We start from the raw sequence: 22,575 nt of genomic DNA on the forward strand, positions 1-22,575 counted from the left end.
TGCCAAAGCAGCATGCGCAAAGCCTACAATTTCAGCAAAAGCTTTTAATCATACTGCGCATTTCTTTAAAGTCGTCCTCACGTGAATTGCAAACTTGCCTCTTAATGACTTTATTAACTGGCACGACGAGTTAACTGATGACCCTGGAATTTATCCTTTTCTCCGCCGAAGGCGGTATGCCGTAATATTTCTTGTATAATTTGCTGAAATAGTAGGCATCTTCATAGCCCACGTTTCTGGCAACGGTCTTAATGGGGATATTTCCTGAGTTCAAAAGCTCATTGGCCTTTGTAAGTCTTATCCTTATAAGGTGGTTGATGGGGGATTCTCCGGTTTCCTCCTTGAATATCTTGGAGATGTAAACGGGGCTCAGGTACATATTGTGGGCAAGTCTGTACAGGGATATGGGTTTCATATAGTTCTGGCTTAAATATTGGAGTATTGTATTTACAATATTGGTTTTCTCCGAGGTTGTTATATTCAGCCGGGCTTTATCGGATTTATCCCTGTTGGCATTCATTCCCCTGTACAGCAGGGAGGTCAGCTTAAGAATACTGGCCTTAATCACCAGATCACAATAGGGCTCGTTTTTTTCCTGCTCCGACAGGGTTTCATTTATACATTTAAAAATATCGGGCTGAAAAAGAGGCATGGTATAAATGTGCTCGGCATCAGTCTCAATCATAAAATTGGGGGGGAGGTTCTTAATCTGAAAGTCTCCAAGGGCATAATTGAACTCTTCAATCTGCACTCCGGCAGGAATTTTCTTAAGATGCTTCACTCCCGGCCTCATAATGATAATACTGCCCTTGCCTACTTCATAATCCACATCGTCAATTGTATAAGTAAAATTACCGGACAGTATAACCTTTATCTCTGTGAAATCATGAGAGTGATATTTTAAACTGCTTTCACTGTCGAGCACATGGTTAAACGCGTACAGCAAGGTTGGATTAAAGCATTCGGCTCTCACCTCTGGCATACACAAAAGAAATCACTCCTATAACTTATCAATTTAAAATAATTCCAATTCCGCCTGTGTACAGTTAAGCAGGGTACAAGGGCAGAAAACAGCAAATATAAACCCGGTATACGGTAACAATTCTATGTTACCATAAAGTCGCATTGATTCCAATCATGAAACATTAACAAAAGTAGAGTGCAACAAAGGATAAAAATATACATCACCAGGTAAAGAATATCTATTTTATAAAAAGACTTACTCATTATAATAGTACTAAGTACAGTCAATAAGGAAGGATACTTTTTATGCAGAATATCAAGTGGGTTTGGGGTTATGTCCGGAAATACAAGCTCAGAATATGCGTCAGTCTGATTATGGCCCTGGTTGCATCGGCTCTGAGCATGGTGTCGCCGTACGTATCAGGTGTAATAGTTGACAAGGTAATAAGGCAGGGGCAGACAGGGCTGCTTGTGAAGCTGTCTGTATTGATAATGGGTGCCATAATAGCAAAAGCAATAATAAGGTTTACTTATCAAATAAGTTTTGAGAAGGTATCCCAGGGTGCATTTATGACAATCAGGGAGAGCATGTACAAAAAACTTCAGGAACTGGATTTCAAGTTTTTTGATACCACAAGGACCGGGGATATCATGGCTAAAATGACCGGCGATATGGAGACGGTCCGTCATTTTATAGCCTGGGTCATATATATGTCCTTTGAGAATTCAGTAATATTTCTGTTTGCAGTTATACTGCTTTTCACAATAAACTGGCAGTTCACGCTTATAATGCTGCTGGTAATACCGTTTCTTGCATGGGCAGCCATAAAGCTTGCAAGTGAGGTAAGGCCCACCTTTTCAGCTATCAGACAGCAGTTTTCAAGGCTGAATTCGGTGGTTCAGGAAAATATCAGCGGGAACAGGGTTATAAGGGCCTTTGCAACAGAGAAAATAGAGATAGGAAAGTTTGACAGGGAAAATGAAGCCTACAGGCAGAAAAATATGGATTCTGCAAATGTATGGTCCAAGTACCTTCCGATTATTGATTCGCTTGCGGGAACCCTTTCCCTTACAATAATCATTATCGGGGGTATCCTGGCAATTAACAGGCAGATAACCCTGGGAGAGCTGGTAACCTTCAACTCAATAATATGGGCTCTCGGCAATCCCATGAAAATGAGCGGTTGGCTCATAAATGACGTTCAGCGCTTCAATGCCTCCGCCGACAAAATCAGAGAGTTCTTTGACACCGGAACCTCAATCAGCAATGCTGAGAAACCGGCAGAAAATGATATAAAGGGAGTTGTTGAGTTTAAGAACGTAAGCTTCGGCTATGAGTCAGAAGAAGTTCTCAGGAGCATAAATCTCAAGGTAAATCCCGGGCAGACAATAGCCATCATAGGACCTACCGGTTCAGGAAAATCCACTCTTGTAAATCTGATATGCAGATTCTATGACTGCTGCCAGGGGGAAATTCTTATCGACGGCGTCAATATAAAGGACATAGACCTTAGAAACCTCAGGGAGAAGATAGCTGTGGCCATGCAGGATGTATTCCTGTTTTCGGACACAATCGAAGGAAATATTGCTTACGGTGTGCCGGATGCACCCTATGAATCAGTCAAATGGGCTGCCGGAATAGCCGACGCCGACAGTTTTATATCAAACCTGCCCGAAGGCTATGATACCATCATCGGTGAAAGAGGTGTGGGACTGTCCGGGGGGCAGCGCCAGAGAATAGCACTTGCAAGGGCTATCCTTAAAGATCCCTCAATACTTATACTGGATGATACCACCTCCAGTGTGGATATGGAAACCGAGTTCGAAATACATAAGACTTTGAGATCCTTCTATAATAATAAGACAACCTTTATAATCGCCCACAGGATTGCGTCGGTGAAGAATGCCGACAATATACTTGTGTTAAACGGAGGACATATTATAGAGCAGGGCACACATGAGGAACTTTTAAAACAGAAGGGCTATTATTATAATGTTTATCTGACACAGTTCGGAGATTTTGATGCCGGTACAGTACAGGAGGTGGGCTGATGGCAAGAAATAAATATGATATAGATGAAGAATTGGTATCCGTGTTCAGGCTTAAAGACCTTATAAGGCTTCTGGGCTACTTGAAGCCCTATAAGCTCACAATGGCAGTAACCGTAATGCTGATGCTGGTCGCCAGCGTGGCAAACCTGCTGGGGCCTGTGCTGGTACAGGATGCCATTGACAACAGGATACCTGACGGGGATGTAACCGGGCTTGTGGTTTTAGCGGGCATATTTGCGGCAACTCTTGTAATTAATGCCGTCTGCTTCAAATTCAGGGTCAGGCTCATGTCTACAATAGGCAATAATATTGTGAAAAAGCTAAGGGAGGATATCTTTTACAAGCTGCAGGAGCTTCCCTTTTCATACTATGACAGCAGGCCACACGGCAAAATCCTGGTGAGGGTGATAAATTATGTCAATTCCCTCAGCGATTTGCTGTCAAACGGTTTTATAAACTTTATCACGGACATGTTCACACTGGTGTGTATTGTGGCATTCATGCTCTTTATAAATGTCAAGCTTACTTTGATAAGCTTGCTGGGGCTCCCGCCGCTTATCATAACAATAATGTTCATAAAGAACATACAGAGGAGAAATACCCAGGCTCTCAGCATGAAACAGTCCAATCTCAACGCTTATATACACGAAAGCATATGCGGAGTGAAGGTCACTCAGTCCTTTGCACGTGAAAAGCAGAATGAGGGAATATTTCACGAGCTGAGCACAGCCTACAGAAAAGCATGGATGAAATTTATCAAATCCAATTTCATCCTCTGGCCCATAATTGACACCATCTCAACAGGGGGTGTGGTACTGCTGTATTTTGCAGGAATAATGTGGATTCAGGACATATCGGTGGGTGTACTCATAGCGTTTGTGAGTTATATATGGAGATTCTGGCTGCCCATAACCAACATGGGTAATTTCTATAATGCCATGATTAATGCCATGGCCTACCTGGAAAGGATATTTGAGACCATAGACGAAAAGCCGGCAATAGCCAACAAGCCTGGTGCAGCCCAAATGCCCCAGGTAAAGGGACGGGTTGAGTTTAAAAATGTGGGCTTTGCCTATGATGTGGAAGAAGGAAATAAAATACTTGATAATATCAGTTTTGAGTTTGGGCCCGGAAGCACAGTAGCACTGGTAGGCCCCACAGGAGCGGGAAAGAGCACTGTAATAAACCTGCTGAGCAGATTTTATGATGTTCAGGAGGGAGAAGTATTAATTGATGGAATAAACCTGAAGGATGTAACCTTGAATTCCATCAGACGGCAGATGGGTGTGATGCTTCAGGACACCTTCCTTTTCTCGGGAACAGTAATGAGCAATATCAAGTATGCCAGGCCGGAGGCAACCGACGAGGAAGCCATACAGGCTGCTAAAACAGTATGCGCCCATGATTTTATTATCAATCTGAAGGATGGCTATGACACTGAAATAAATGAAAGAGGCACCCGCCTGTCCATCGGGGAAAGGCAGTTGATATCCTTTGCCAGGGCACTGCTTGCAGACCCCCGCATACTTATATTGGACGAAGCTACCTCCAGCATAGACACCAGAACGGAGCTGGCATTGCAGAACGGCCTGCAAAGGCTTTTGAAAGGCAGGACATCCTTTATAATTGCCCACAGGCTGTCAACAATTAAAAATGCCGACTGCATCATGTATATCGACAAAGGGTCAATTGTGGAAAGAGGAACCCATGAGGAGCTGCTTGCCGCAAAGGGTCATTATTACAAGCTGTACAATTCGCAGTTCAGTGTAATGAAAGCCGTATAGGAACAGCGTACTTTACATGTGGCAAATATTGAATTATGATATAAATAAAATAAATTTTGGAAGTTAAGCTACAGACCACTGGTTCAAATATTTTATTTAAATATTCATACATTGGGGAGGAACAAGATAGTGAGCATTACTAGAAAATTTTTCGGTACTTTGCCAGACGGCACACAAGCAGACCTTTTCACCCTGACAAATTTAAAAAATGTGTCGGTGGATATTACAAATTTCGGAGGAATAATAGTAGCTGTTTCCGTGCCGGACAAAAGCGGCAATATGGACGATGTAACACTTGGCTACGACAGTCTTGACAAATATCTGGAGAATCCCGCTTACCTGGGAGCCGTAATAGGAAGGCATGCAAACAGAATAGAAGATGCAAGCTTTGAGCTTAACGGCAAAGTATATGAGCTTGTGAAAAATGATGGAGAAAATCATTTGCACGGAGGAATAACCGGTTTTCACAATGTAGTATGGAAGGCTGAGACCATTGCTGGAAACGGTTGTGAAAAGCTTGTGCTCACCCACACCAGTCCGGACGGAGAAGAAAATTATCCGGGAAACCTTGATGTCAGGGTGGAGTATTCTCTGACCGGAGATAACGAACTGGTAATCGACTATTCTGCGGTTACCGACAAGGATACTGTTATAAATCTTACAAACCACGCCTATTTCAATCTTGGGGGCCATAGCTCGGGAGATGCGCTGAAGCATCAGCTATATATAAATGCGGACAGCTTCACTCCTGTGGATGATGAGTGCATTCCCACAGGGGAAATAAGAAGTGTCAAGGGAACGGTGATGGATTTTACCACCCTCAAGTATTTTGCCGAAGGCATCAGCAGTGAAGATATCCAGATAGTCAACGGCAGCGGCTACGACCACAACTGGGTGTTGAATACAAAGGGAAATCTGAAGGGGGTGGCTGCGGAGCTGTATCATCCTCAGAGCGGGCGCCTTATGCAGGTATTCACTACCAAGCCCGGAGTGCAGTTTTACTCTGGAAATCATCTCAGCAAGGAAGAGGATATCATAGGAAAAGGCGACACCGTATATTGCAAAAGAAGCGGGTTGTGCCTGGAAACACAGTATTTCCCCAATGCAATGAAACACAAGCATTTTCCGTCACCTGTCCTGAAGGCGGGAGATAAATACCGTCATACTACCATATACAAATTCGGAATCAGATAAAAAACAAAAGCCCCTGGACAAAACCAGGGGTTTAATTGTTGTAATGCGATTGAAGTACAAACTTATCTTTTAGCGTAATCGCCGTTGTAGCTCTTTTGTGATGCTTTTTTTGCTTTTCTGCAATCAGGACATCTGGCAGGCTCGTTTGTGAATCCTTTTTCCGCATAAAACTGTTGCTCGCCAACCGTAAATGTGAAAGTTGCGCCGCAATCTTTACAAGTAAGAGTTTTGTCTTGCATTGGACTACCTCCAAAAATTTTTATTGCTGAGCATATAAGAACTTAAACATACGGGGCGAAAAAGGATTGTACAAATGAGAATAAGAAATTATAAGCCTTAGCAATTATATTATACTATTTTAAGAAATATTTAGCAAGAAATTTGTTAATTCTGGAAAATATTAAAACGGCACAACTATTGCACGGCAACCACTTGAAAGGACTGGACAGGATATGAAAATAAATTTTAAAAGCTATTGACAAAAGCTCTTTTGTACCGTAAAATATCAAATGTGTCTTGCGGGACATGATATATGGTGGGTATAGCTCAGTTGGTTAGAGCGCCAGATTGTGGCTCTGGAGGCCGTGGATTCGAATTCCACTATTCACCCCATTAAAAGGTATAAGCTTTATTGCTTATGCCTTTTTTAACTTTAAAAGGGAAATATGACTGCTGGAGGGAGATTACATGGATTATATAAAATCAAACAAGGAGGCCTGGGAAGAGGCCTTTGAGCACCGGACTCCGGGCTGGTGCGAGGATATTATTAAAAGGTTGGGGGAGGAAGAATTCCCCTTTTTGGAAAGTGAAATGTGGGAGGAATTACAGACGTTTGACTTGAAAAACAAGACCATAGGACAGTTTTGCTGCAACAACGGCAGGGAATTGCTGGCCGCTATGAAGCTGGGGCCGGAGAAGGGAATAGGCTTTGATATAGCCGAAAATATGGTGGCATGGGCAAACGATATTGCCTTAAGGACAAATACCCGCTGTTCATTTGTTTCAGCCAATATACTGGATATGGATGAAAGGTATGAAGACTGCTTTGACCTGATATTTTTTACTATTGGTGCAATAACCTGGTTTCAGGATTTGAACCGCCTTTTCAGCAAGGTTTCACTTTGTCTTAAAAAGGGCGGTATACTTATAATAAGTGATATGCATCCTGTTACCAATATGCTGGCTTTCCAGAGCGAAGACAACTATGATGAAAATGCTCCGGGCAAGCTTGTAAATTCATATTTCAGGCAGGAGCCCTGGGAAGAAAGCAACGGAAAATTTTATATGAGCGGGAAGGAGTACAGTTCAAAAACCTTCTACAGCTATTCCCACACCTTTTCCAATCTGGTGAATTCCCTAACCTGCAATAACCTGATTATCTCAAGCCTGAGAGAATTTCAGCACGACGTTTCAGAAAGCCTGGCCCACCTGAACAATTCAGGTATACCGCTGTCGTATATATTGAGGGCAAAAAAGCTTTAATATCTCCTATTTGAAGCTCGTTCGGAGAGGGAAGCATCCAACGGCTTTAGCCTGTTTACCACATTTTTAACCGGCACAATGAGTTTAATCCAATAATATCGGATAAAAAAAGACCCTGCATACAATGTATACAGGGTCTTTTTTGGTGACCCATCGCAGATTCGAACTGCGGACACCTTGATTAAAAGTCAAGTGCTCTGCCAACTGAGCTAATGGGTCAAATGGCTGGGATGGCTGGACTCGAACCAACGAAATGCCAGAGTCAAAGTCTGGTGCCTTACCGGCTTGGCTACATCCCAACGTCAAGCGCAAAACCTATTATAAATAGGTTTGCACTTTTTGTCAAGCAAATTGGTTATATTTTTTTCACTTTAAAATCCTGTGTTGCTATATCTACCAGCCTCAGTTCCTTATTCCTTTCCTCGGCCATTCTGATGGACCATTCGTTTTCAAACAGTATGGAATTTCTCCCCAGCTTATCCTCCACAATTACCGCGGTGCTTGGCAGATTGAGCTTTCTGGGGTCCAGCCCCTCGTTCTCTATCCAGCGTGCGTGCCTGTAAGGAAGGTTCTGCAGGCGGAGCTGCACACCGTATTCATTTTTCAGCCTGTATTCCAGCACTTCAAACTGCAGGGCGCCTACAACTCCGATAATCAAAGCCTCGATACCGATGTCAATCTGTTTGAAGACCTGTATGGCTCCTTCCTCTGAAAGCTGGTCTATGCCTTTTATAAACTGCTTTCTCTTCATGGTGTCGGCAGGTGTTACCCTAGCAAAATACTCGGCGGGGAAAATGGGAATGCCCTCAAACCTTACATTGCCGTTACCTTCAAAAAGAGTATCCCCAAGATTGAATATGCCGGGGTCAAATAAGCCTATAATATCTCCGGCATAGGCCTCATCCACAATGGTGCGCTCCTGTGCCATAAATTGCTGGGGCTGTGACAAACGGATTTCCTTTCCCGTATTCATATGCTTTACCGACATGCCTTTTGAAAACTTGCCGGAACATATTCTCAGGAAGGCCAGTCTGTCTCTGTGGGTAGGATTCATATTGGCCTGGATTTTAAATATAAAACCTGAAAATTTATCGCTTTCAGGATCGACTTCGCCTTCTGCGGTATCCACAATGCCAGGTGAGGGAGCCAGCTCAAGGAATTCCTCCAGGAACGGCTGCACTCCGAAATTGGTCATGGCACTTCCGAAAAACAAGGGGGTGAGCTCACCGCTTCGGATTTTCTTTTTGTCAAATTCGTCACCCGCCATGTCCAGCAATTCTATGTCTTCGCACAGCTTGTCATGATAGTGGCTTCCCAGCAGGTCGGCAAAAACAGGGTCATCAGCCTTTCCAACTGTGGAAGAAACCTGGGACTGACCATGCTCGCCGCCGTCGAACAGCTCTATCTGCTTAAGCTTCCTGTTATATACGCCTTTAAAGTCGCCTTCTGTTCCTATGGGCCAGTTCATTGGATAGGAGCGTATGCCCAGCACTCTTTCTATTTCCTCCATAAGCTCGAAAGGGTCCTTGCTGGCACGGTCCATCTTGTTTACAAAGGTAAAAATAGGAATGCCCCTCAGCTTACAAACATGAAAAAGCTTGATGGTCTGGGCTTCAACACCCTTGGCTCCGTCAATGAGCATGACGGCGCTGTCCGCGGCAACCAGGGTCCTGTATGTATCCTCACTGAAGTCCTGGTGGCCCGGGGTATCCAGAATGTTTATGCAAAAGCCGCTGTAATCGAACTGCATTACACTGGAGGTTACGGAGATACCTCTCTGTTTCTCGATTTCCATCCAGTCTGACACGGCATACTTATTTGCCTTTCTTGCCTTAACAGAACCTGCAAGCCTTATGGCACCCCCGTAAAGGAGCAATTTTTCCGTCAGGGTGGTTTTACCGGCGTCAGGGTGGGATATGATGGCAAAGGTTTTTCTGCGGGCAACTTCTTTCTTTATTTCACTTTTAATATCTGACATTTGATCTTGTGTGACCCGGAACTTATATAGTCCAATAACTCCGGGCACGTTCCTCCCGTAATTCCATAATTAAGGTTATAAAAAATTATAATAGGCATAAGCGTGGCAGCACTGCTTTAAGACAGCCGCTACCAAATCTGCTTTAACAATCAGATTTCATTTTATATTATAGCCAATATGGTGTCAAATAGTAATTGCTTGCAGACAAAAGACAAAAATCATTAATAAAAGGATATTTTTTATGTATATAGAATATATGCTATTAATAATATAAAATATTTATAACAGCTTGGATAATTCCATAATATAAAAGTAATAACCGGAGGGACATTAATGGACAAAATTCGTATTACATTTAATAATGAAGAATATGAGATAGAAAAAAAGACCACACTGCTTGAACTGGCAAAACGATTTCAGTCTTCATATAAATCAAACATAGTAGCTGCCCGGGTAAACAATGATATCAGGGAGCTCAGCTATGAACTTACTGAGGATGTCAGGCTCAGATTTATTGATCTTACCGATGAGGACGGCATGAGGATATACAGGAGAAGCCTGTATTTTATCTTCATTAAAGCCGTCAATGAGCTTTTTCCGGAGAGAAATGCCGTTATCAGCCATCCCATGAGCAACGGTGTATACTGCGAAATCAGGGGGGATGAGGAACTCACCGAAATTGATGTTGAGGCAGTCCAGAAAAAAATGAACGAGATTGTAGCCTGTGCGCTGCCATTTGAAAAAAAGACAGTTTCCACAGAAGCTGCCAGGGAACTTTATAAAAAGACGGGAAGGCTTGACAAGTATGAAGTTCTGGAGCACAGGCAGAAGCCCTATGTAACGGTGTACAACTGCGGGGGCTATGAGGACTATTATTATGGCTATATGGTTCCCGATACGGGTTATATTAAATGCTTCAGTCTCAGATACCATCAGCCGGGAGTTGTGATTCAATTTCCGGTAAAGGGCAAGCCTGATGAACTTCCCACCTTTGAAGAACAGAAAAAACTGTTCAAGGTATTTATCGAATACAAGAAATGGGTGCGTATTCTGGGCGTTGAGAATGTAGGTGCCTTGAACGATATTGTAAAAGCCGGAGAAATAGGTGATCTTATAAGGGTAAGTGAGGCCCTCCACGAAAAGAAGATAGCTGAAATCGCAGACAAGATCACGAACCACGAGGAAGAAAAACGCATAGTGCTCATTTCAGGGCCGTCTTCCTCAGGGAAAACCACTTTTGCCAACAGACTTGGCATCCAGCTTAGAGTAAACGGGTATGCTCCCAAAACCATATCCCTGGATAATTATTTTGTGAACAGGGAGGAAACACCCAGGGATGAAGACGGTGAATACGACTATGAAGCCCTTGAAGCCATAGACGTGGAGCTGTTCAACAAGCATCTGGCGGCATTGCTGGAGGGCTTTGAGGTGGAAGTACCGGTGTACAATTTTGAGACCGGCTCAAGAGAAGCCTCAGGACAAAGGATGAAGATGAATAAAAACACCATACTTGTAATAGAAGGAATACATGGACTCAATGACAAGCTCACTGCTTCCATTTCACCTGAAGATAAATACAAGATTTATGTAAGTGCGCTGACTTCAATGAATATAGATGACCACAACAGGATACCCTCCACCGATACGAGAATCATCAGGAGGATTGTCCGGGACAACCAGTTCAGAGGCTGTTCCGCAATTAATACAATTAACAGGTGGCCTTCTGTAAGAAGAGGAGAAGAGAAAAACATATTTCCCTATCAGGAAAATGCCGATATTATGTTTAACTCGTCGCTGGTATATGAGCTCTGCCTGCTGAAAACACTTGCAGAACCGCTTTTGCTGCAGTTGGGGCCGGAAAATGAGAGGTACTCGGAAGTCAAAAGGCTCATAGAATTTTTAAGCTATTTTCTGCCTGTTGATGGCAAAGATGTTCCCAATAATTCAATAGTAAAGGAATTTGTGGGCGGAAGCTGCTTTTTTTGAGAATGAGTCGATTTAATAACTTATGAGAGGTGAGGTCAATGAAACTCCTTGATATTTCCAAATTGTTAAATGCACGGGTTTTGACAGGCAGCAACCTTCTGGATTATGAGGTTACCTCTGCCTGCGGCTCGGATTTGATGAGCGATGTAATGGCTTATGTAACTGAAAATGTTGTTATGCTCACAGGATTGATTAATTTGCAGGTTATCAGGACGGCCGAAATGATGGATATCAAGGCGGTAATTTTTGTGAGGGGGAAGCAGCCCCTTGAAAATATGGTTGAACTGGCCCGTGAAAAGAACATTGTCATAATGGCAACAAGCCTCACAATGTTTCCCGCCTGCGGCATCCTGTACGAGGCCGGCCTTAAGGGCGGGTTGGGCACCGGGAGGTAGGGCATGAGCACTGTAAGGTTAAGCTACCCCATTCCCTCCAATGATTTTATAGCCGCAGGAGAGGCCTCCAGCAATGTGAAAAAAATCCTGTCTCAGATAGGTATTCCCGCAGAAAAAATTAAAAAGGCAGCCATAGCCATGTACGAAGCGGAAATAAACGCGGTGATCCATGCCGGCGGAGGTGTGGCTGATGTGGAGATAACCGCCGGCAGGGTGGTAATAAATATAGCCGACAACGGTCCGGGAATACCTGATCTGGAACTGGCCATGACCGAAGGCTGGTCCACCGCCCCGGATAATATAAGAGAAATGGGCTTCGGTGCAGGTATGGGGCTTCCCAATATGAAAAAATATGCCGACAGGCTGCAAATAAAGACTCAGGTGGGAGTTGGAACCACTGTAACCATAACAGTCAATTTTGCATAGGCCTTGTGAATCAAGCAGTTCCACCGAGCGGCAATAAATCTGGTTGACCTTGGAAATGAATTACCTTACATTTGGAGCGTGGAGGTTATTATGAACGAGTATTTTCATTCTGTTAATCTCGATAAGAATAAATGCAGAGGCTGCACAAATTGCATTAAAAGGTGTCCCACAGAGGCAATCCGGGTCAGAAAGGGCAAGGCGGGAATCATCAGGGAGAGATGCATAGACTGCGGCGAATGTATACGTGTTTGTCCATATCATGCAAAAACAGCCATAAGTGATGAACTTGACGTAATCAAAAATTACCGCTACAGGGTTGCAATCCCGGCACCCTCCTTTTACGGGCAGTTTGACAAGAAATATTCCAGGGACAATATTTTAAATGCCTTGAAGGGTATCGGGTTTGACCAGGTTTTTGAGGTTGCACGGGCTGCGGAAATAGTAAGCGAGGCAACAAGGCATATGATTCTGGACCCTTCTGTCAAAAAGCCCATGATATCCTCGGCCTGCCCCGGTGTTGTGAGATTGATACAGGTCAGATTTCCGGGACTGATTGAGAACATAGTAAAGCTGGAATCTCCTATGGAGGTGGCCGCCAAAATAGTCAAGGCCCAGCTTGGGAAGAACAGCAATATTCCAAAGGAGGAAATAGGAGTATTTTTTATTTCTCCATGCCCTGCAAAGGTTACAAGTGTGAAATCTCCTTATGAAAAGCAGACCTCCTATGTGGACGGCGTCATATCCATGAAGGATATATTTGTCAAGGTGCTTGCGGAGCTGGGAAGCCCGGATAACACTGCCAGGTATTCGGCGGCGGGACTTGAGGGGCTGGACTGGGCCAATGCGGGAGGGGAAAGCGGGGCACTGCCCACTGAGAAGATACTTGCAGTTGATGGGATTCACAATGTGATTAAAATTCTGGACGAAATAGAAGGCGACAGGCTTTCCGACGTGGATTTTGTTGAAGCACTTTGCTGTGTGGGCGGCTGTCTGGGAGGGCCGCTTACGGTAGCCAATGTTTTTGTGGCAAAAACCACACTGAAAAAGCATATTCTGGAGGCGCCTGTCAGCAGTATTGAAAAAATGCCGCCCAAAAGCTTTGAAGAGCTGGTCTGGACATCAAATGTAGAATATAAGCCGGTTATGAAGCTTGATCAGGATATATTGAAGGCCATGGAAAAGCTTGAAAAGCTGGAAAGCATATATGACGGCCTGCCCGGACTTGACTGCGGTGCCTGCGGAGCACCAAACTGCAGGGCACTGGCTGAGGACATTGTAAGAGAAATAGCCAATGAGACGGACTGTATTTTCAAGCTCAGACAAAGAATAAGGGATCTGGCGGAGGAGATGGTGGAGCTTGGAGGCAAGGTCCCGCCGGTTATGGACAGTGACGGACAGGAGGAAGACGGTTAAAAAAAGGATATGATTGAAAGGTTAAATATATATGAATGTTGGGGATTTGATCAAAATAATTTCAGGAGAGCTGCTGACGGACAATATATCCGCTTTGGAAACCCAGGTTGATAATCTGTATATATGTGACCTGCTGAGCTGGGTCATGTCGCATGCACAAAAGGGCGATGCATGGATAACGGTGCTTACAAATGTAAATGTGCCTGCGGTGGCACTGATGACCGAAGTTGCCTGTGTAATAATTCCCGAAGGCATCAAAGTTGAGCAATTGACTCTGAAAAGAGCAAATGAGAACGGGATAATTATTGCAGGTACTGCCCTTAACTCTTTTGAGATAAGCAGAAAAATCATACAGTCAGAGCTGCTCTGAGACTGTTTTAAACATCCGCCCGGAGGTGGTGGCTATTGAAGCTGGCTTACGATTTACACATCCACACTGCATTATCTCCATGTGCAGACAAGGATATGACACCCAATAATATTGTAAATATGAGTATTTTAAAGGGATTGGATGTTATCGCAGTCACCGACCATAATTCCTGCAAAAATGTCAGGGCATGTATTTCTTGTGCAAAAGACAGGCCGCTGCTGGTAATTCCGGGTATGGAGGTTGAGACAGCGGAGGAAATACATTTGCTGTGCCTGTTCCCCGATGCCGGGAAAGCGGAGGAGATGCAGGAATGGGTATATTCGCACCTGCCGCATATACGAAATAATGAAGGAATCTTTGGAGAGCAGTTGATTCTGGATGATGATGACAATATAACAGGTGTTGAAGAGCGGCTGCTTTTATGCCCTGCTGCAATGACGATAAATGAAGTATATGATGTGGTGCAAGACAGGTTGGAAGGGGCTGTAATCCCGGCTCATATTGACAGACAGTCAAATTCGCTGCTGGAAAGCTTCGGCGTTATGCCTGAGGATATAAGCATAACCTGCGTGGAGCTGAGTCAAAAAAACCAGGTCTGCCGGTTAACCGGAAAGCATCCTTCCATAAGAAATATGAAGACGCTTTTTTCTTCTGATGCACATTATCTGGGATACATCAGCGAACGTGAGAATTTTCTTGAAGCAGACTGCAAAGAGGTGAGAGCGGTGTTAAACTCTTTGAAAGCGGGTTGGAAACAGGAGTTTAAGTAAAAACATTAGTCCGGAGGATTTGACATTGAATTTTATAACAAGCGGTCAGAATAATACGATTAAGGACATAAAGGCTTTGCATCAGAAGAAGTACAGAGATGCCCAGCAGCTTTATTTTGTTGAAGGCATCAGGTTTGTGGGAGATGCCTTGGACAACGGGCAAAACATAGTCAAAGCCGTGATTTCGGACAGGCTTGAGAGCCTTAACGGTGGGAGTCTGCTTATATCCAGACTCTCAAAGGTATGTGACCAGATTTTTTGCGTACCCGAAAAGCTCTTTAAAGAGATATCCGATACTCAATCTCCCCAGGGTGTGCTCGCTGTCTTGAGAAAGCAGCCGGCAGACATGGAAGCTGCGCTGGATAACGGCAAAGCGGTAGTTGTCCTGGACAGTCTTCAGGACCCGGGCAATGTCGGCACCATTATAAGAACTGCTGATGCGGCAGGAATTTCGGCAGTGCTGATGACAAAAGGCTGCGTGGAGGCATACTCTCCCAAGGTGCTCCGCTCCACAATGGGTTCTGTGTTCCATCTCCCCATTATTGAGGACGTGGATATCATAAATGCACTTGGAACGTTGAGAAAAAAGGGCTACAAAATCATAGCCTCCCATCTCAAGGGAGAAAACAATTATTATCATGAAGACCTGACCTTAAGGAGCGCCATAATAATAGGAAATGAAGCAAACGGGATAAGCGAGGAAACTGCTGCACTGTCGGACAAGCTGGTGAGGATTCCCATGCCGGGAAGAGCTGAGTCCCTGAATGCATCAGTAGCCGCCTCCATAATGATTTACGAATTTGTAAGGCAGAACAAATTGTGATTTGTTTTTCAATACTCGTCCTCCCGGGACTTGCAGATTTGCCTGCTAAAAAACTTCATTAACAAGCACTGCAGGTTATTCCAACTAGGATTTATAAAAATTTCCAGATTTTTTTACAAATAACTTGTTTAAAAACAAGAGTTAATATATAATAGTTTTAAATGGGAGCGTTCCCTATCAGGAGGCCAATTTGATTAATATATTCGATATAGCAAAAACAGCGGGTGTTTCAAAGACCACTGTATCAAGAGTTATAAACAATCAGCCTGGCGTCAGGGAAGACACCCGAAAGAAAGTACTTGAAACTATTGAAGGAATGAATTATATTCCCAACCAGGCGGCCCGCAGCCTTGTATCAAGGAAGGCCGGAGTGATAGGCGTCATTTATAACGAATTCAATACGTCTGTTTATCTGGAACTGGCCAATTTATTGGAAAAATATGCTTCCGGCTATAGTTACAACATGGTATTTTGCAGTTCGAACGACGATTTCAATGCAAAGGCAAGATATGTGCAGTACTTTACCGGAGGAGCGGCAGACGGTGTGATTTTGTTCGGAAGTGACACCAGAGACAGAGAACTTGTGCAGAAGATAGAAAACATTAACTTTCCTCTGGTTTTGATAGAGAATCATTTTAATGATTTGAATATAAATAATATAATAATAGATAATTTTTCCGGTGCGAAAAGGGCAGTGGATTACCTGATAAATATGGGACATGAAAAAATTGCACATATTACCGGAAATTTAAATCACAGAGCCGCTTCCGACAGGATGAACGGCTATATAGAAGCACTTAATTCCGCCGGCATAAACTATAACAAGGACTATGTGGTGTTTACCAATGCCGGTGACAACAGCGGAGCAGCAGGAGTTGAAAAGCTGGTTTCCCTTAAGGAGCCGCCTACTGCCTTGTTTACCTTCAATGACCTGCAGGGCTATGAAGCTGTCCAAAAGGCTGTTGAATTGGGTGTGGGAGTTCCGCAGGAACTGTCAGTGGTAGGTTTTGACAATATCTATCAGGTGCTGCGGTTTATTCCGTCCAGTATGCGGCTCACTTCCATGAAACAGCCCATGGAAAAGATTGCGGAGGCGGCGGTTAAATTGATAATTGACAATATAAATGATAAGAGCACTGAGCCAAAAGTACTTACATTTGAAACGGAAATATACCAGGGCACTTCCTGCAGACCGTTGGTTAAGAGGTTGCAGTCGGATGTGGGGTGATTTCCCTGCAGGCACCCAAGAAGGGTGCTTATGATTAAGCTTTGTTTGGTACATGAATATTAAAAATGGGAACGCTCCCAACCCCTCAGGAGGTTTGCATGCGGTACGGATATTTTGATAAGAAAAACAAGGAATATGTTATAACCAGACCAGATACGCCTACTCCATGGATAAACTACATAGGCAGCGGTGCATATGGGGGCATAGTATCCAACACCGGAGGAGGTTATAGTTTCCATAAAGATCCTCAAAACAGGAGGGTTACACGGTATAGATATAACAATATACCTGCCGACAGACCTGGAAGGTATATTTACATAAGAAACAGAGAAAACGGAGAATATTGGAATCCGGGTTACCAGCCGGTCCAGAAAAAGCTGGATGATTACAATTGCAGGCATGGTATGGGATATACGGTACTATCAGGTGAATACCAGGGAGTCACCGGTGAAGTCACCTATTTTGTGCCTGACGATAAGGATTTTGAAATATGGCATTTAAAGGTGAATAATACAAGGACTGTGAGTCAAAAGCTTCAGGTATTTGCCTATTCCGAGTTCTGCTTCTGGCAGGCCGTTATGGATCAGCAGAATGTCGACTGGGTTCAGCAGATAAATCAGGGCAGATATGAGGATGGAATCATCACCTATTATCCCCATTACATAAGCGACAATGCCGCCTTTTTTGCAACCGCCGAAAAGGTCAGCAGTTATGATACCAATCTGGAGGCTTTCATAGGGAAATACCGCTCTGAAAGCAACCCTCTGGCGGTTGAGCAGGGAGCCTGCAGCAATTCCGTATCCTACAGGATGAACGGGGTTGGCGCGTTTTGCATAGAACTGGACCTTAAGGCAAAGGAAGAAAAGGAGATAGTTTTTATCCTGGGCTTTGCTGAAGATAGGAAAAACATAAGAGAAGACATAAAGGACTACCTTTCACCTGAGAACGCACGGGCGGCTCTGGACAGGCTTAAGGCATACTGGGACAGCTATACGGGTAAACTTAGTGTAGAGACCCCGGATGAAGATATGAATCTTTTTGTAAACATATGGAACCAGTACCAGTGCAAGACCACTTTCAACTGGTCACGTTTTGTTTCACTGTATCAACTGGGGCTGGGCAGAGGAATGGGAATCCGTGACAGTGCCCAGGATACCCTTGGTGTAATGCACACAATTCCTGATGAGGCCAGACAACTGATAATAAAGCTGCTTCAGTGCCAGTATACCGACGGAAGGGCATATCACCTGTTCTTCCCTCTGACCGGGGAAGGCGGAGTCGGTGATGCGCCGGTCAAATTGTTTGACTGGTATTCGGACGACCATCTGTGGCTGATTCTTGCGGTTAACGCCTATGTCAAGGAGTCCGGCGACTTCGGGTTTCTGGAGCAGTCTGTACTGTACAATGATAAGTCCAGCTCGGCTTCCGTTATGGAGCATCTGGACATGGCACTGGCATTTACTCATAATAACAGGGGGCCAAACAAAATAGCCCTGGCAGGACGTGCAGACTGGAACGATACATTGAATCTGGATATCGGAAAAGGTATAGCCGAAAGTGTATTCACCTCCATGCTATACTGCAGAGCGGCTTCAGAGATGATAGAACTGTATGAGTATCTTGGAAAGCATGAACTGTGCAAAAAATATAAAGCAATGTTTGAAGAAATGAAGATTGCCATCAACGAGAGCAGTTGGGATGGACAATGGTACAAACGGGCCTTTGACGATTTTGGACAGCCAATCGGAAGTGAGCAGAACCAATACGGGAAGATATTTATAAATTCCCAGTCCTGGGCTGTACTCGGAAAGGTTGCCGATGTTGAAAAAGCAGAGAAATGCATGGAGTCCGTTTATAAATATTTAAATTCCAAATTTGGTATTGTTACAATGTATCCGGCTTATACCGAATACGATGAAACAAAGGGCGGTGTTACAACATACCCGCCCGGGACAAAAGAAAACGGTGGAATTTTTCTGCACACAAATCCGTGGGTGATGATATCTGAAATAATGCTGGGTCATGGAGACAGGGCCTTTGAATATTACTCTCAGATTCTGCCCGGAAAACGAAACGAGGATGCCGAACTATATGAAGTTGAACCTTATGTTTACTGCCAGAACATATTGGGTAAAGAGCATCCTCAATTCGGAGTGGGCAGAAATTCATGGTTGTCAGGTACTGCTGCGTGGAATATGGTGTCCTCCTCACAACATATTCTCGGAATCCGAGCAAGTTATGACAGCCTTGAGGTGGATCCCTGTATACCTTCCCAATGGCAGGGTTTTAAAGCTAGGAGGGTATTCAGGGGTGTTACCTATAATATTGAGGTACATAACCCCAACAAGGTTGGCTGTGGAGTTTCCAGTATTACAGTGGATGGGAAGGAAGTTGAAAAGATACCCGTTTACGAGGCGGGAACAGAGCATAATGTTGTAGTGGTAATGCTGTAGGCTGATGTGAAATATGAGTGATACAGTATAAACAATCTGAGATTTTAAGAAAATAAAAGGGACAGCCTAGCTGTCCCTTTTTGTACCTGAAAATCGCCTTTGAAGCACTTTAATAAGAATTTTAACTGTCAGGTTTATTATACCGTAAATTATAACAGCCCCTACCATAAAGGAAATGTCCATTTTAGCCTGCATGGACATATTCGCCGCTCTTATCAGTTCGGTTATTCCGATTACTGCCAGCAGGGAAGAGTATTTGACAAGCTCTCCGAATACCTTGACAGCCGAGAGTACAAGGGTCTTAACCTTGCTGTTGAAGGTAGGGCTGCTGCCTTCAACCTGTGAAAACATCTTGCTGAAGGTGGCAATATTTCCGGCACCGTTAAGAGACAGGACAATGATGGCGGTCAAAGGCGCTGTAAGCGACAGCGCAGGTGAGAGTATTGGAAGGCCGTAATACAGGAAGAAAAGCTGTGCGATTATTGGAATGCCTTCAAAAAATTCCACATAGGCCGTACACAATATGTATAGGGGTTTAATTCCGCTTTTCCTTCCCCAATAAAGCAGTGAACCGGGAAGGATACATATTAATAGTGAAGCAAGAGCAATAAAAAGCGTGGTTCCCAGACCGTCCAGCAAGAGCAGAGACATTGACATTGAAGATCTATCCATTAAAAAACCTCCTTAAGTCTGCTTGAAATAAATTCAAAAACTAGTTGACACAGTATTGAATTCCTTATATTTAAGATATTTCGAAGCCCATTACCAGATTATCCTTATCTCTTTGAGCTTCGTTCAAACCTTTTACCAGCTCCGCCTTATTGGACTCCAGCTTGTTGATGATACCTTCAACCTGGCTGATGAGCAGGTTAACCTGGGATATATCCTCGCGGATTTTATCCCTGACATTCAAGTCGGTAAATATGTTGTCAAACCAGAAGTCTACAGCCCTTGTAGTGGAATCTATTCCCACGTTCTGGCAGACCTGCTGCATGTTCACGTCCTCCAGTTCGTTTTCAAAGTCCTTTATCAGAGAACTTAAATGATTCAACTGTGCCTGGGCGTCATCGATATGCTCATATTTAGCCATGTGGTTGAGTATGCCGCCGCGCGACCAGAGATCGTATGTAGCCCAGCCTTCGGCACTGTCCAGATGTCCCAGGGCGCTGGAAGCGGCGGCAATCACACGGTCTGCAGCATGAATGGCTTCTTCTGTTTCGGCCAACTGTCTGGACAGATTAAGCTGCCTGTTTTCCAACTGGGTATAGGAAATAAATGCCTCACCGCTTATTCTGCTTCGAAGCAAGCTCTCACGTCTTTCAAATTCAGCATCAAAATTTTTTTTACTCTCGGCTAATTCACTGATTTTGCCGGCAAGTTCAGCCCTGTCATCGGTTAATAGCTTTACTCTTTCCACAGCCTTGTCATATTCCAGCTTTGCAGAAAGCATTTCACGAGTCTCCTTGTGAACCTTTCCCTCATGCATTCCTATGAGCTTAAGCAGAGTATTGGACAGCTTATCCTCCTGAAGCCCGTCAACATCCAATGCCTCGGACTGATACCTGCGAAGCAGGCTTTTGACATCATCCTGGGCCTGATACAATCTTCCGGAAAGACTTTTCATACGTTCCTGCAATACGGGCAGCGCTGCAATTTTATTTTTCAATTCCATAAAGCTGTTATTGTCCATGTGAAATTCCTCCTATAAATGATTTTATTAAATTCCTCCATTAACACTTAATGTAATGGTATTTCTTCAATTATAAGTACTTCTTTCAGTTTATCCATATCGCGCTCAACATCCAGGTCTTCACTTAAAAATAAATCAACACTGTCTGGATAGGCTAAGCAACCTTTTCGTATTGGAACGCCTTGACTGGAAAATGCTGCATTTAGCCGACTGACTTTATCCCAGAAGATTCTTGATTTATTCAGTTCAATTGCCTGACCATCCTCCAAAAACAAAGTGTATTGCAATTTCAGAGTGACTTTTCTTCTGTAGGTTGAAGAATAAGGATATGTCTTTATACAGTCAACAGATTTTAGAGGGTATACCTTATTACTGTATATACTATGCATTACAATTCCGTTTTCTGAAATTTTTACATATGTGTTAAACATAATTGACAAAACAATAAAAAATGATATTAATAAGATAGACAAGCTTCTATGAAATCCAATTTTCTTATAGATGTCATTTAATTTCCCAAAACTTATTGGTTCCACTTTTTCCAGAAATACCAGCATTATTGCCGCAAAGCCGAAAATAATGAAAGTAGATTTAAGGAAATCAGGCTGTATCAGTAAAATATCTTTTTTGCTCATCAGGAGTGCATTTTGAAGGAATTTGAAAAATTCATAAGCACCCCAAAATAAAATAAATACAGGTAACCCGTATAGTAAAAGGTTAACCAGCAATGAAAAAATGGTTTTTGGCCCACCCAATACTTTTCGGTCACCTGAAACTTTCGATATGGCTTTTCCTATTTTTCTCCCTTTATAAAGTGTTATGTCGGTCAGGAGACCACTATTTTTATAATATTTGACTTTATAGTGGTTTCCTTTTATAAGCTTTATGTTTGAGTAATCTCCACTAAGACTTATGTATTCTTCTTTGTCACAATAACTAAAGGTTGCAAGCCTAATGGGCGGCATATTGTCCTTATGTGATTTATATAGTAATTTTTGATTATGAAAAATCATTATATCACTTTGAATGCCTGATTTTTTATCAATTCTTACATTTTTAATTTCCTTTATAACAAAACTGACTGTATATAAAAAAATAATTGTAAAAAACATAAAAGCAATAAGATAGTCGGTATTTCCTTGGAACAATCTGAGTGCCATAAACACAACTGGAAATAAAAGCGCCAATTGTCCGGCAATTATCAGGGTTAATCTCCGATAGCTCATATATACCTTTCTGAGAAAATAATAAATTAACAACTATTGTTATTGTATATTCTGTAAAAATTACCGTCAAGTAGAGGTGAAAACTCACCCTTGAATATTTTTACCTATATTGTTATAATAGCAAGAAGATATTTTAAGAAAATATATATAAAAGCTATGATGGAGAAAAGTAAGCAGGACATGACGTTACAGAGAGAAGGCACCAAGAAGCCGGTACCGTGTTGACAAATTCAGGCGGTTATATGGCTTGGCTGTAAGTGCTTTTAACGGAATACCAGCCCAAGTTCCCTCCGGAGCTGCGTTCTGAACCAGTGCTAAAGTCAATTAAGGTTGACTTTGATT

Annotated in this window: 19 protein-coding genes and 3 tRNA genes; 14 read left to right on the top strand and 8 right to left on the bottom strand. The window is 43.2% G+C overall.

The features are described from left to right. Window positions 1-130 precede the first annotated feature (130 nt). Window positions 131-982, bottom strand: coding sequence for an AraC family transcriptional regulator (locus CLHUN_RS09415; protein ID WP_242656484.1), 852 nt, complete (start codon window positions 980-982; stop codon window positions 131-133). A gap of 287 nt (window positions 983-1,269) precedes the next feature. Between CLHUN_RS09415 and CLHUN_RS09420 the strand changes: the two genes are divergently transcribed. The 3 genes from CLHUN_RS09420 (at window position 1,270) to CLHUN_RS09430 (ending at window position 5,993) form a co-directional block, all read left to right on the top strand. Beyond that, a complete protein-coding gene (locus CLHUN_RS09420) occupies window positions 1,270-3,015 on the top strand; it encodes an ABC transporter ATP-binding protein (protein WP_080064338.1) in 1,746 nt (581 codons plus the stop codon). Then, a complete protein-coding gene (locus CLHUN_RS09425) occupies window positions 3,015-4,799 on the top strand; it encodes an ABC transporter ATP-binding protein (protein WP_080064339.1) in 1,785 nt (594 codons plus the stop codon). The genes CLHUN_RS09420 and CLHUN_RS09425 overlap by 1 nt, the downstream gene beginning before the upstream one ends. Window positions 4,800-4,928: 129 nt before the next feature. Beyond that, on the top strand, window positions 4,929-5,993 hold the full coding sequence (locus CLHUN_RS09430; protein WP_080064340.1) for an aldose epimerase family protein: 1,065 nt from the start codon (window positions 4,929-4,931) through the stop codon (window positions 5,991-5,993). Window positions 5,994-6,055: 62 nt separating this feature from the next. Here the strand turns inward: CLHUN_RS09430 and CLHUN_RS09435 are convergent, their stop codons facing one another. Beyond that, window positions 6,056-6,232: a zinc-ribbon domain-containing protein gene (locus tag CLHUN_RS09435; RefSeq protein ID WP_080064341.1), complete on the bottom strand. Its 177-nt coding sequence runs from the start codon at window positions 6,230-6,232 to the stop codon at window positions 6,056-6,058. A 296-nt stretch (window positions 6,233-6,528) separates the two neighbouring features. Here CLHUN_RS09435 and CLHUN_RS09440 point away from each other — a divergent pair. Both CLHUN_RS09440 and CLHUN_RS09445 read left to right on the top strand, forming a co-directional pair. Further along, a tRNA-His gene (locus CLHUN_RS09440) sits at window positions 6,529-6,605 on the top strand. Window positions 6,606-6,680: 75 nt separating this feature from the next. After that, complete coding sequence (locus CLHUN_RS09445) at window positions 6,681-7,475, top strand: class I SAM-dependent methyltransferase (RefSeq protein WP_080064342.1); 795 nt, start codon at window positions 6,681-6,683, stop codon at window positions 7,473-7,475. Window positions 7,476-7,618: 143 nt separating this feature from the next. Here CLHUN_RS09445 and CLHUN_RS09450 read toward each other — a convergent pair. The 3 genes from CLHUN_RS09450 to CLHUN_RS09460 form a co-directional block, all read right to left on the bottom strand. Beyond that, a tRNA-Lys gene (locus tag CLHUN_RS09450) sits at window positions 7,619-7,694 on the bottom strand. A gap of 3 nt (window positions 7,695-7,697) precedes the next feature. Then, a tRNA-Gln gene (locus tag CLHUN_RS09455) sits at window positions 7,698-7,774 on the bottom strand. A 56-nt stretch (window positions 7,775-7,830) separates the two neighbouring features. Continuing rightward, window positions 7,831-9,453, bottom strand: coding sequence for a peptide chain release factor 3 (locus CLHUN_RS09460; protein WP_080064443.1), 1,623 nt, complete (start codon window positions 9,451-9,453; stop codon window positions 7,831-7,833). Window positions 9,454-9,786: 333 nt separating this feature from the next. Here CLHUN_RS09460 and CLHUN_RS09465 point away from each other — a divergent pair, with 333 nt between their 5' ends. The 9 genes from CLHUN_RS09465 (at window position 9,787) to CLHUN_RS09505 (ending at window position 19,317) form a co-directional block, all read left to right on the top strand. Further along, complete coding sequence (locus tag CLHUN_RS09465; RefSeq protein WP_080064343.1) at window positions 9,787-11,439, top strand: nucleoside kinase; 1,653 nt, start codon at window positions 9,787-9,789, stop codon at window positions 11,437-11,439. A gap of 38 nt (window positions 11,440-11,477) precedes the next feature. After that, window positions 11,478-11,834 carry a hypothetical protein gene (locus tag CLHUN_RS09470; RefSeq protein ID WP_080064344.1) on the top strand — a complete coding sequence of 119 codons (357 nt, stop codon included), beginning with the start codon at window positions 11,478-11,480 and terminating at the stop codon, window positions 11,832-11,834. Between the two features lie 3 nt (window positions 11,835-11,837). Then, complete coding sequence (locus CLHUN_RS09475) at window positions 11,838-12,260, top strand: ATP-binding protein (RefSeq protein ID WP_080064345.1); 423 nt, start codon at window positions 11,838-11,840, stop codon at window positions 12,258-12,260. A 90-nt stretch (window positions 12,261-12,350) separates the two neighbouring features. Next, on the top strand, window positions 12,351-13,673 hold the full coding sequence (locus CLHUN_RS09480; protein WP_080064346.1) for a [Fe-Fe] hydrogenase large subunit C-terminal domain-containing protein: 1,323 nt from the start codon (window positions 12,351-12,353) through the stop codon (window positions 13,671-13,673). 31 nt (window positions 13,674-13,704) lie between these two features. After that, window positions 13,705-14,043 (top strand): DRTGG domain-containing protein, encoded by a 339-nt coding sequence (locus tag CLHUN_RS09485; protein WP_080064347.1) that lies wholly within the window; start codon window positions 13,705-13,707, stop codon window positions 14,041-14,043. 35 nt (window positions 14,044-14,078) lie between these two features. Beyond that, window positions 14,079-14,813, top strand: a complete 735-nt coding sequence (locus tag CLHUN_RS09490) for a PHP domain-containing protein (protein WP_080064348.1) — start codon at window positions 14,079-14,081, stop codon at window positions 14,811-14,813. A gap of 25 nt (window positions 14,814-14,838) precedes the next feature. Then, entirely contained in the window at window positions 14,839-15,636 is a 798-nt protein-coding gene (locus tag CLHUN_RS09495) for a TrmH family RNA methyltransferase (RefSeq protein WP_080064349.1), read from the top strand. 190 nt (window positions 15,637-15,826) lie between these two features. Further along, window positions 15,827-16,864: a LacI family DNA-binding transcriptional regulator gene (locus CLHUN_RS09500; protein WP_080064350.1), complete on the top strand. Its 1,038-nt coding sequence runs from the start codon at window positions 15,827-15,829 to the stop codon at window positions 16,862-16,864. 98 nt (window positions 16,865-16,962) lie between these two features. Next, window positions 16,963-19,317, top strand: coding sequence for a glycoside hydrolase family 94 protein (locus CLHUN_RS09505; protein WP_080064351.1), 2,355 nt, complete (start codon window positions 16,963-16,965; stop codon window positions 19,315-19,317). 66 nt (window positions 19,318-19,383) lie between these two features. On the opposite strand, the gene CLHUN_RS09510 is transcribed toward CLHUN_RS09505, so the two are convergent. From CLHUN_RS09510 to CLHUN_RS09520, 3 genes are all read right to left on the bottom strand, one after another. Further along, a complete protein-coding gene (locus tag CLHUN_RS09510; RefSeq protein ID WP_080064352.1) occupies window positions 19,384-19,989 on the bottom strand; it encodes an ABC transporter permease subunit in 606 nt (201 codons plus the stop codon). A gap of 70 nt (window positions 19,990-20,059) precedes the next feature. After that, window positions 20,060-21,007: a coiled-coil domain-containing protein gene (locus CLHUN_RS09515; RefSeq protein WP_080064353.1), complete on the bottom strand. Its 948-nt coding sequence runs from the start codon at window positions 21,005-21,007 to the stop codon at window positions 20,060-20,062. Window positions 21,008-21,054: 47 nt separating this feature from the next. Continuing rightward, complete coding sequence (locus CLHUN_RS09520; RefSeq protein ID WP_080064354.1) at window positions 21,055-22,233, bottom strand: hypothetical protein; 1,179 nt, start codon at window positions 22,231-22,233, stop codon at window positions 21,055-21,057. Between the last annotated feature and the right edge of the window lie 342 nt (window positions 22,234-22,575).

The sequence above is a fragment of the Ruminiclostridium hungatei genome (genome assembly GCF_002051585.1).
GTDB lineage: Bacteria > Bacillota > Clostridia > Acetivibrionales > DSM-1351 > Ruminiclostridium > Ruminiclostridium hungatei.